The 10,286-nt window shown below is 72.0% G+C and carries 7 protein-coding genes; 5 read left to right on the top strand and 2 right to left on the bottom strand.

Features of this window, described 5'->3' with window-relative positions:
* Window positions 1-96: 96 nt before the first annotated feature.
* Window positions 97-1,098, bottom strand: coding sequence for an amino acid ABC transporter permease (locus ACQKM2_RS23295; RefSeq protein ID WP_427712662.1), 1,002 nt, complete (start codon window positions 1,096-1,098; stop codon window positions 97-99).
* A 602-nt stretch (window positions 1,099-1,700) separates the two neighbouring features.
* Here ACQKM2_RS23295 and ACQKM2_RS23300 point away from each other — a divergent pair.
* The 3 genes from ACQKM2_RS23300 to ACQKM2_RS23310 are packed head-to-tail and all read left to right on the top strand — an operon-like array spanning window position 1,701 to window position 4,626.
* The gene (locus ACQKM2_RS23300) at window positions 1,701-2,858 is read left to right on the top strand and encodes an LLM class flavin-dependent oxidoreductase (RefSeq protein WP_427712664.1); all 1,158 of its coding nucleotides are present in this window, start codon (window positions 1,701-1,703) and stop codon (window positions 2,856-2,858) included.
* Entirely contained in the window at window positions 2,855-3,850 is a 996-nt protein-coding gene (locus ACQKM2_RS23305; RefSeq protein ID WP_427712667.1) for an ABC transporter substrate-binding protein, read from the top strand. Before ACQKM2_RS23300 ends, ACQKM2_RS23305 begins: the two co-directional genes overlap by 4 nt.
* Window positions 3,847-4,626: an amino acid ABC transporter ATP-binding protein gene (locus ACQKM2_RS23310; RefSeq protein WP_427712670.1), complete on the top strand. Its 780-nt coding sequence runs from the start codon at window positions 3,847-3,849 to the stop codon at window positions 4,624-4,626. The genes ACQKM2_RS23305 and ACQKM2_RS23310 overlap by 4 nt, the downstream gene beginning before the upstream one ends.
* Window positions 4,627-4,650: 24 nt before the next feature.
* On the opposite strand, the gene ACQKM2_RS23315 is transcribed toward ACQKM2_RS23310, so the two are convergent.
* Window positions 4,651-7,986: a hypothetical protein gene (locus tag ACQKM2_RS23315; RefSeq protein WP_427712673.1), complete on the bottom strand. Its 3,336-nt coding sequence runs from the start codon at window positions 7,984-7,986 to the stop codon at window positions 4,651-4,653.
* Window positions 7,987-8,483: 497 nt separating this feature from the next.
* Between ACQKM2_RS23315 and ACQKM2_RS23320 the strand changes: the two genes are divergently transcribed.
* Together ACQKM2_RS23320 and ACQKM2_RS23325 are read left to right on the top strand one after the other, a co-directional pair.
* Window positions 8,484-9,014 (top strand): hypothetical protein, encoded by a 531-nt coding sequence (locus tag ACQKM2_RS23320; RefSeq protein WP_427712675.1) that lies wholly within the window; start codon window positions 8,484-8,486, stop codon window positions 9,012-9,014.
* 46 nt (window positions 9,015-9,060) lie between these two features.
* Window positions 9,061-10,286: trypsin-like serine protease (locus tag ACQKM2_RS23325; RefSeq protein ID WP_427712677.1), on the top strand; the 1,226-nt coding region annotated here is incomplete at its 3' end.

Consider the following 10,286-nt stretch of genomic DNA (forward strand, 5'->3'; position numbering starts at 1 on the left):
AGGCCGCGGATCTGGTATCTGCGGCGTAAGCTAGGCAGCCCGGAGAAGCGGTGTCAACGGCCCCGATATCGGAATGCTCTTATGCGCCGCTCTATTTCATCCGCCGTACACATAACGCCTCTTGGTGAAATGAAATGCCTTTCGGCCGGGGCCCGTGGTGTCGTCGCGCGAGGTGCCCCGCGCGTAGTACCGCTCCACGTAGTACTGGCCGGCGCTCAGCACGGTGGTGACCGCCACGTACCAGAGCGTGGCCACCAGCAGCAGCGGGATCACCTGGTAGTTCTGGTTGTAGACCAACTGCACCGAGTACAGCAGGTCGTGCACCGCCAGCACGCTGACGATGCTCGTGCCCTTGAGGGTGCCGATCAGCATGTTGCCGGCGGTCGGCACGATCGAGCGCATGGCCTGGGGGACCACGATCCGGCGCAGGGTGCGCAGCCTGCTCAGGCCGAGTGCCTGCGCGGCCTCGGTCTGGCCGGGGTCCACGGACAGGATGCCGCCGCGCACCACCTCGGCGGCGTACGCGCTCTCGTGCAGGGTCAGACCGACGACCGCGGTGAGCGTCGGGCCGAGCAGGTTCACCGTCTTGACGCTGAACAGCTCGGGCCCGTACGGGATCCCGAGCCCCAGGGTGGGGTACAGGGCGCCGATGTTGAACCAGAACAGCAGCTGCACCAGCAGCGGCGTGGAGCGGAAGATCCACACGTAGCCCCAGCTCAGCGTCCGCAGGACCGGGCTCTCGGAGAGCCGCATCACCGCCAGCACGGTGCCGGCCAGGAAGCCGAGCACCATCACCACGCCGGTCAGCCACAGGGTGAGCAGCAGCCCGTGCAGCACCGCGGAGGTGGTGAAGTACCGCCCCACCACGGGCCATTGGAACGCGTCGTTGAGGACCACGGAGCGCAGTACCAGCGCGAAGACCAGCAGCGCGGCGGCGGCGGACAGCCGGCGGGCCGTGCGCCGCCGTGGAACGACCCGCAGCGGTTCGCCGCCAGGGCCGGGGCCAGGGCCGGGGTCGCTGCCGGGGGCAGTGCCGGGGCCGGTCGTCGGCGCGGACTCGGCGCCGGCGGAGGAGAGTTCGGAAGGGACGGTGGCCATGGGAGGCCCTCCAGTCGAGGGACGGCGGCGTGGACGGGTGGGGTCCGGGACGTGTGTCGTCACGCTCGCCGCGTCCCTCAACGCGGCCGGAAGGCCCCCGCGCGGGGCGGGACCGATCCGCCGACGATCGTATGCGCCCGCGGCACGGCCCTGTCAACCGGGCGCACGGTCCGGCCGGCCAAGGCCGCCCGGGATGCGGGACGTTGCTTGACGAAGAGCACCGCGTACTGTTCAAGTAGTCGCATGAACGCCCATCAGCGCCTCGTCTCGCGCGGCCACATCGACTTCGGTCGGGTGTGGTCCGCCGCGTGTCGCGCCTGATGCGGCAGCGGGCTGCCTGATCGGCCCTTCCCTCCCTCGGTGACCCCGTCGCGGGCCGAGATCTCCTGCGCACCACCCGCCGTGGCACGGCGGTGTGCCGTGCGCCCGGACGCGCGCTGCCCGCCGCCCTGATGCACCGAAGTCCCGGCGCCCAGCGTCGTCACGCCCGCACCGCCCCACACCGCACCGCCCCGCGTCCGCGGTCCCGTCGGCCGCCCTACGAGCCGACGCCCGCCCCCGCACGTCGCGTGCGTACCACCGTCCTTCCGAAAGGCCACCCCATGCCCGTGGAGTTCCTCGGCATCGCCGCCACCAACGACGGATCCGAAACCACCGCGCGATCCGGCGCCGCGTTCGACAAGGAGTACACGCTCCGGCTCGCCCGGGCGCACGAGGACCACGGCTGGGACCGGGTGCTGTTCGCCTACGGCTCCGGATCCCCGGACCCCGCACCGGCGGCCGCGTACATCGCGAGCAGGGTGGACCGCCTCCGGATCCTGCTCGCCCACCGGCCCAACGTCTCGTACCCCACCTACGCGGCCAAGACCTTCGCCACCCTCGACCAGATCAGCGACGGCCGGCTGACCGTGCACTTCATCACCGGCGGCAACGACCACGAACAGGGCCGGGAGGGGGACACCCTCACCAAGGACGAGCGCTACGCCCGCACCGGCGAGTACATCCGGATCGTCAAGAAGATCTGGACCACCCGCGAGCCCTTCGACCACGAGGGCGAGCACTACCGCTTCCACGACTTCGTCAGCGACGTCTTCCCCGCCCAGCAGCCGCGCCCGGCCGTCTCGTTCGGCGGCTCCTCGCCCGCCGCGTACGCCGTCGGCGGCGCCGAGGCCGACATCTACTGCCTGTGGGGGGAGCCGCTGGAGAAGACCGCCCAGCAGATCGACGCCGTGAAGGCCGCGGCCGAGGCGGCGGGACGCACCGACGTGCCGCGCATCCAGGTCGCCTTCCGTCCGATCATCGCCCCGACCGAGGAACTGGCCTGGGAGAAGGCCCACCGCACCCTGGGCGCCATCCACCGCAGGCGCGGGGCGGCCCCCGCACGACACCCGCGGGGCGGAGTCACCCAGGCCGCGGCGCCCCAGAACACCGGATCACAGCGGTTGATCGCCATCGCCGAGGCGGGGGAGCGCTACGACCGGGCGCTGTGGACCCCGACCGCCGCCGCCACCGGCGGCGCGGGCAACTCCAACGCCCTGGTCGGCACCCCCGAGACGGTCGCCCAGGCCCTGCTCGACTACTACGACCTCGGCGTCGACGTCCTCTCGGCCCGCGGCTACGACCTGCTGGACGACGCCGTCGACTTCGGCCGGTACGTCATCCCCCTCGTCCGCGAGGAAGTCGCGAAGCGCGACGCCGCACGCGCCGCCGCGCACCCGGCGGCCGACGCCCGCCGGACCGTCGCGGCGGTGCGCGCATGACCCCCGCCGGCCGCACCCCGCGCGGACGGAGGAGCGGCCGCGCGCACCTCCCCGGGAACCGGACGCGCACCGCCCTGCGCGCCACCGCGGCGCTGGCCCTCCTGCCCCTCCTGGCACTGACCGCCTGCGGCTCCGGCGGCGGGACCCCGGTCCCGGCGGGCGCCCAGGCACCGGCCGACGACCCGGTGGCCGGCGTACGGACCGTGGAAGCGGTCGCCTCCCTGCTCCCCGCCGAGGTGCGCGGCACGGGCACCCTGAGGATCGGCAGCTCCATCGGATCCCCGCCCTCGGCGTACTACCCGAACGGGCAGGACAAGCCGCCGGCAGGGCAGGACATCGACATCGCCGACGCGGTGGCCAAGGTCCTCGGCGTGAAGCTGGAGCGGCAGGGGGCGTCGTTCGAGACGATCCTGCCCGCCCTCGGCAGCGGCAAGTACGACCTCGGCACCGGCAACTTCGGCGTCACCGCCGAACGCCTGAAGACCGTCGACTTCGTCACCTACGTCAACGACGGCCAGGGCTTCGCGGTCAAGACGGGCACCACCCGGCTCACCACCCGGGTCACCGACCTCGTCCAGCTGTGCGGACTGACCGTCGGTACCGGAGCGGGCACCACCTTCGAGAAGACCCTCACCGAACGGAAGGGCGTGTGCACCGCCGCCGGGAAGAAACCGTACGAGGTCAAGGTCTTCTCCGATCCCGGAGCCGTCACCACCGCACTCCAGCAGGGCCGGATCGACGTCGTCATGTCGACGATCAACGGGCTGCGCCACCAGGCCGCGCAGCCCGCCGCGCAGACCACCTTCCTGGGCGAGTACCACCGTCTCGACGTCGGCTTCGCCTTCAGGAAGGACTCCCCGCTGACCCCGGCCGTCCAGGCGGCCGTCAACGAACTGATCAGGAACGGCACCTACGCGCGGATCCTGAAGAAGTGGGGCACCGGTGCCTCCGCGATCGAAGCCTCGCAGATCAACCCGGCCGAGCACACATGAGGAGCGAACCCGTGAACGACGTCATGCTCGACGTGCGCGGCGTCCACAAGAGCTTCGGACCGCTGGAGGTGCTGCGCGGGGTCGACCTCACCGTCCGCACCGGTGAGGTCACCGTCATCCTCGGCCCCTCCGGCTCGGGGAAGTCCACCCTGCTGCGCACCATCAACCACCTGGAGAAGGTCGACCGCGGCCGGGTGAGCGTGGACGGCGACCTCATCGGCTACCGCAGGGCACGCGGCAGGCTGTACGAACTCAAGGAGAAGGAGGTGCTGCGGCAGCGCACCCGCATCGGGTTCGTCTTCCAGAACTTCAACCTCTTCCCGCACCTGACCGTGCTGGAGAACCTGGTCGAGGCCCCGGTCTCCGCGCTGCGGCGCCCGCGCCGGGAAGCGGAGGCGACGGCCCGCCGACTGCTCGACCGGGTCGGCCTCTCCGACAAGGCCGACGCCCGCCCCCGGCAGCTGTCCGGTGGCCAGCAGCAGCGCGTGGCCATCGCCCGGGCCCTCGCCCTCGAACCGAAGCTGCTGCTCTTCGACGAGCCGACCTCGGCGCTCGACCCGGAGCTGGTCGGCGAGGTCCTCGACGTGATCAAGGACCTCGCCCGGGCCGGCACCACCATGGTCGTCGTGACGCACGAGATCGGCTTCGCCCGCGAGGTCGCCGACACCGTCGTGTTCATGGACGGCGGGACCGTCCTCGAACAGGGCCCGCCCGCCGCCGTCCTGGACCACCCGGCCCACCCCCGCACCCGGGCCTTCCTGGCCAAGGCCGTCTGACCCGCCGGAGACCGGAGCGGCCCGTCACTCCCAGGGCCACTCCACGTCGTCGAACTTGTCGACGAGACTGACCAACGGCCCGACGGCCGAGTGCAGGCCCGACAGGGCACGGCTGAGCAGTTTCTCGCCTCCCAGCTTCTTGATCAGCGCGGCCTGCCCGAAGGTGATGACGTGCAGGCCGGCCATGCCGAGGGCGTGCTGGAACTCGTGGCTCGTCCAGCCGTAGCCGATGCCGGTGAGCACTGCGGTGACCTCGGAGAGCCCCACCGCGACGCCGTCGAGCACGATGGCGCCCGGTTCGAAACCGAATACCGCGCAGCCGGCACCCGCCAGTCCGGCCGCCACACTGCCCCACTCGGTCAGTTCGGCCAGTTCCCGCGCCGCCTCCTTGTACGCGGGGAGGGAGACCTTGTCGTTGTCGGCCGTGTCCGCCGGGTTCTTCCCGGCCGCCCTCGCCTCCTCCGCCGCTTTGGAGGCCGCGGCGACGACCTCCTGGAGCCGCTTGACCTTCTCGATGTCGTGGGCGACGCGCGCGGCTTCCGCCGCGGCGGCGACGTCACCCGCCGTCTGCATCGCCGAGACGTGCGAGAAGGCGGCCGACGCCTGGGCGGCGGCGACGGACTTGAACGTCTCCTGGGCGGACTGCAGGGCGCGGTTGGCCTCGTAGTTCGCGGTGCGCGCGGCGGTACGGGCCTTGCCGGCCGCCTCGTTCGCCCTGACGGCGGAGGCCCGGGCGTCACCGGCGGCCTTCTCGGCGGAGTCGGCGTACGTACCGGCCTGCTGCGCGGCGTTGGCGGCCCGCACGGCCGACTGCTTGGCCTGATCCGCCCACTGCAACGCCTCCGAAGCCGCGTTGCGGGCCCTGGCGGCCGCCTCCTGGGCCCGGGCGGCGTCCTCCTGTGCCTTGTGCGCGATCTTCGAGGCCGCCGCGATCGCACCCTGCACGCCGGCGATGTGGCACGCCGAGTCGTAGTCGAGTCGGGCCGTCTCGAACTGGACCCGGGCGATGAAGGTGCGCCGGGCCCACGACGGGCCCTCCAGGGCCGCCTGGGCGAGGGCCTTCGTGTACGGGCCCGCGGTGTTCAGCAGCGCTGCCGTGGCCACCGCGTCGTCCTCGCGCTGCGCCGCCTCGAACCGGTCCGTGAAGAACCCGTACAGGGCGGCGGGCGTGGCGCCGTCCAGCGCCTCGTTCGCCGCCCTGGTCACCGCGCGGCCGGGGCCGGAGGAGAGGATGCGGGCGATCGCGACGCGGTACCCGGTGGCCGCGGCCTGGGCCGCACCGGTGGCGAGGAAGTCGGTGGCCGCCTGCGGGTCGCCGCTCGCCAGCGCCCGGCTCGCGGCCGTCGCGACGTCCGCGCTGCTCGTACGGGCGACGTAGAGGGCCGTCTCCCGGTCGTCCTGCTGCTGGGCGATCCTCCGGTCGGCGTCGACCCAGACCCGGATGTCGGCGTCCGTGCCCGCCAGCGCGAACCGGGCGGCCTCGCGGGACCAGCTGCCCCGGGAGGTTCCCATCACGGCGACGGCCGCGCTCCGGCCGGCCGTCGCGGCCGTCGGATCCCCGCTCCTGAGGGCGGATTCGGCCCGTGCGACGAGGTCCTTCGTCTTCTGCTGGGTCTGCTGGTCCACGGTCCGGCGTCCCGCCAGCTCCGCCTTGCGCCCGTCCTCGGCGCGGGCGAGCAGGCGCATCTCCTCCACCGCCTGCCGGGTGTCGTGTTCCAGGCGCTGCCATTCGGCCTCACGGGCGGCCTTCTCGACCAGGACGGCCTGGTTGACCGCTTCGGTGGCCGTGTTCGCGGCCTTGGTGGCCTCGTCGGCGAACTCGGTGGACTTGTTGGCGTGGTCCACCGCCTGGCCGGCGCGCTGCACCGCCCAGTCGGCGGCGGCCGCGGCCTTCTCGGCGTGATCGGCGGCGCTGGCCGCGGCGGCGCGTGCGGTACGGGCCGCGAGGGCCGCGGCATCGGCCAGACGCGTCGCGTTTCCCGCGGCATTGGTCGCGATCGCGGCCTGCGCGCCGGCGAAGTCGGCCTCCTGCCTGGCCTTCGCGGCCTCCTCGTTGGCCACCGGCAGCTGGGCGGCCGCATCACGGGCCTCCCTCGCGGCTTCCGCCGCGTCACCCGCCGCCTTCGCCGCGTACGAGCTGGCGTTCTTGGACTGCGTCGACGCGTTCTCGGCGTGGCCCGCCGCATCGGCGGCGGTGCGGGCCTGGGCGGCGAGGTCCCGGGCCGCCACGGCGGCGTCCTTGGCCTGCTGGACCTTGGTGCTGTCGAGGGAGACGTCGATGGCCCACTTGTGGGCCCTCGCCGCGGCGCCGGCCGCGGCCGCCGCGGCCGAGCCCGCGGCGTTGGCGGCCGTGCCGGCCCGGCGGGACGCCTGGACGGCGGCGTGAGAGGCGCCGATGGCCAGGCGCGAGGCGTCGGCAGCGCTGCGGGCGATCTGACCGGCCTTGCGGGCCGCGGCGGCGGCCTTGGCGATGTCGCCCTCGGCCGCCCGGGCCTCCGCCGCGGCGATCCGTGCCGCCTCCTTGGCCTCGGCCGCTGCCGTCACCGCGCGGGCCGACGCCTCCTCGGCCTGCTTCGTCAAGGTGTCGGCGCGCTTGCCCTCGCGCTGGACGACCCCGACGAGTTCCTGGATCCGGGTGGTCTCCTGGTCGCGGGCACGGGCGATGTGCTGGCCCGTGTCGAGGAACCACTCGATGTCCTGCGCGGTGCCGGACAGCGCGCGGTTGGCGTACTTCTGGACCTCGGGTCCGGCCTGGAAGGCGAGCTTGGAGACCTCGACGCGGGCGTCCTCGAGCCGTGCCGTGAACTGTCCGTCGGTGAGGAAGGACCCGAGCACGTCCGTGGAGCCGTTGCTCAGCGCGGTGTTGCCCGCGCGGTTGACGGCCTTGCCGCCGACCGCCATCACGGTGGTGGTGGCCACCCGGAGGTCCTCCAGCACGGCGGACTTGAAACCGCCTCCGAGGAACGCGGCCACGGCCCCGTCCCCGGCGGCGAGCGCGGCAGTGGCCTCGCGCCGCGTGCCCTTGCCGGCCGCCGCCAACTGGGCCAGGACCGCGCTCCGGTTGTCGACGGCGGTGTCGGCGGCCAGTCGGCCGTTCAGGAAGGTCCGCACGTCGGAGTCCGTGCCGACGAGTGCCGCCTCCGCCGAGGCGCGGACGGCCTTGCCGCCCAGCAGCCAGGCCCGCACCACCTTGGCGCGTTCGGTGTCCGGCAGCCGTAACAGGCCGCTCTCTTCGCCCGCATCCGCAGGTGTGTCGGCCCAGGCCGCGGTCGGGTTGAGTACGAAGCTGGACGTCGTGACCACTGCGGTCGCCGCGACGGCGCCGAGGAAGCGGCGCCTGCTCCAGAAGACGGTGTCCAAAACGGTCCTTCGGGTCGGTGCCCGCCGGGTGAACGCCCTCGGGGTGGCACACCACGGGCGGCGGACGGGCAGGAAGTCTGCGATGAGCCAGGCGATTCTCTAGCGAAAATGGAGTGGAATTCGGTCCCGTGGCGTGAGCCGTGACCGTACGCCGGGAAAGGTTGCACCGGTATCCCGCCGCACGCAAGAGTGCCGGGGGGTTCGGGATCAAAAACAATCGGAAGCCGGACATCCGGCCGCCGATACGGAATTGATCCCTCCAATAACGGGCCGGGCCTGCTCTCTCAAGCCCCTGCCCAAGGTCGCTCGAAGGCGTGGCGTATCGGCCTTCCGCGGCCTCCTTGGCTCATTCAGACTGTTCCCGCGCCGCACCGCCGGGGCTATGGTCCATCCGGCAGCAGGGGCTTCCGCAGGGAATCCGACCCACGGAACGGACTTTGTCCCGCAGTCCTTTTCCGGGCTTCGCGATCCTGTCGAAAACAACGATTGGTGTGGAGATGAATTCTCGCGCTCGCAAGGTGTTGCTCCGGTCCTTCGGAGCGGCGGTGATTGCCGGAACGCTGGCCGGACTCGCGGTCACGGGAGGTGTCGGCGGCGGAGCCGGGCACCGCGACGGATACGGCACCGCCATGACGGCGGTCGCCGACGAAGGCCCCGGATACGCGATCGAGGACTTCGGTTATCCGGACGCCGACAAGATCCTCGCCGAGCGGGGAATCAAACTGAAGCGGGGAGACGGGCACATCCTCCTGGCCGACTGCGCGAGCGCGACCGACCTGCTGGAGGTCTGGTCCCGGGCCAACGAGAAGATCTGTTTCCGCATCACCGGAAACGGCGGATACCTGACGCTGGAGATCCCCGCCGTCTTCGCGGTCAAGGGGAACAGTTACGCGACGCGTGTCGACATGACCGCCGGCACCGAGGAAAAGACGTACGACGTGAACAAGAACGCCTGGACACCCGTGGGCGAGAGCGCCGACGACCAGGGCCGCGACTTCATGCTCATGGAGATCAAGTCCGCCAGGTAACGCCCCCGGACCCGCTCCCCAGACCCGCGACAGAAGGACCCTTCCCATGCCCGCTCCCCATTGGCGCACCAGATGGATTCCCGGACTGCTGCTCACCGTCGCCGCCGCGGCGGCCGGCCCGGTCGGCGCACCCGCACAGGCCCTCGCGGTCACCGGTCCCGAGACGACCGCCGCGCAGCCCGCGGTCGTACGGCTCACCGTCGGTGACGCGGACGGTTCCCGCGCCTGCAGCGGCGTCCTGGCCGACCCGTCCTGGGTCGTGACCGCCGCGAGCTGTTTCGCCGACAAGCCCGGCTCCCCGGTCCCGGCGGGCAGGCCGGCGCTCAAGGCCACCGCCACCTCCGGCACCGGCCAATCGGTCGAGATCGCCGAACTGGTGCCCCGCACCGACCGTGACCTGGTGCTCGCCCGCCTCGCGACCCCGGTCACCGGTATCGCCGCCGCCCGGCGCGCCACCGCACTGCCCGCCGCGGGATCCGAGGTCACCGCCGTCGGCTTCGGCCGTACCCGGACCGAGTGGGTGACCGACAAGCCCCACACCGGTGCGTTCGGCCTGGAAGGAACCACCGCCACCACCGTCGCGATCGCGGGCAAGGCCGGCGCGTCGATCTGCAAGGGCGACACGGGCGGGCCGCTGCTCAACTCCTCGGGCGAACTCATCGGGGTCAACAGCCGCTCCTGGCAGGGCGGATGCCTCGGGTCCCCGGCCGCCGAGACCCGGACCGGCGCCGTCTCCACGCGCACCGACGACCTGAACGACTGGATCCGGGAGAAGACCCGCCCGAACGTCCCGCACGACCTGAACGGTGACGGCCGCTCGGATGCGGTGATGGCGTACTACCACGGGGATGGCCAGATCGGGTTCTATACGTCGGTGGCGAATCCGGATGGTGGTTTCGGGGACTTCACGGTCGGTTATACGGTTCCGGCGAGGAGTTGGGACCGCGGGTCGATGAAGTTGGTTTCGGGTGACTTCAATGGTGACCGTCGTGCCGATCTGGGGATGATGTACCGGTTCGGTGACGGTTCGATCAGGATGTTCACGGGCCTGTCGGACGCGGCCGGGCACATTCAGCCGTTCACCGCGAGTGCGGGTGTTCCGGCGAGTGCCGGTTGGGATTGGAACGCGATCGATCTGCGTTCGGGTGATTTCAATGGTGATGGCCGCTCGGATGTGGTGATGGCGTACTACCACGGGGATGGCCAGATCGGGTTCTATACGTCGGTGGCGAATCCGGATGGTGGTTTCGGGGACTTCACGGTCGGTTATAC

This window comes from Streptomyces sp. NPDC004126 (assembly GCF_050275515.1).
Lineage (GTDB): Bacteria > Actinomycetota > Actinomycetes > Streptomycetales > Streptomycetaceae > Streptomyces.

Excerpts from the sequence above, each read along its gene's own strand:
- ACQKM2_RS23305 (WP_427712667.1), top strand. The coding sequence starts at position 2,855 with ATGACCCCCGCCGGCCGCACCCCGCGCGGACGGAGGAGCGGCCGCGCG.
- ACQKM2_RS23295 (WP_427712662.1), bottom strand. The coding sequence starts at position 1,098 with ATGGCCACCGTCCCTTCCGAACTCTCCTCCGCCGGCGCCGAGTCCGCG.
- ACQKM2_RS23310 (WP_427712670.1), top strand. The coding sequence starts at position 3,847 with ATGAGGAGCGAACCCGTGAACGACGTCATGCTCGACGTGCGCGGCGTC.
- ACQKM2_RS23300 (WP_427712664.1), top strand. The coding sequence starts at position 1,701 with ATGCCCGTGGAGTTCCTCGGCATCGCCGCCACCAACGACGGATCCGAA.
- ACQKM2_RS23320 (WP_427712675.1), top strand. The coding sequence starts at position 8,484 with ATGAATTCTCGCGCTCGCAAGGTGTTGCTCCGGTCCTTCGGAGCGGCG.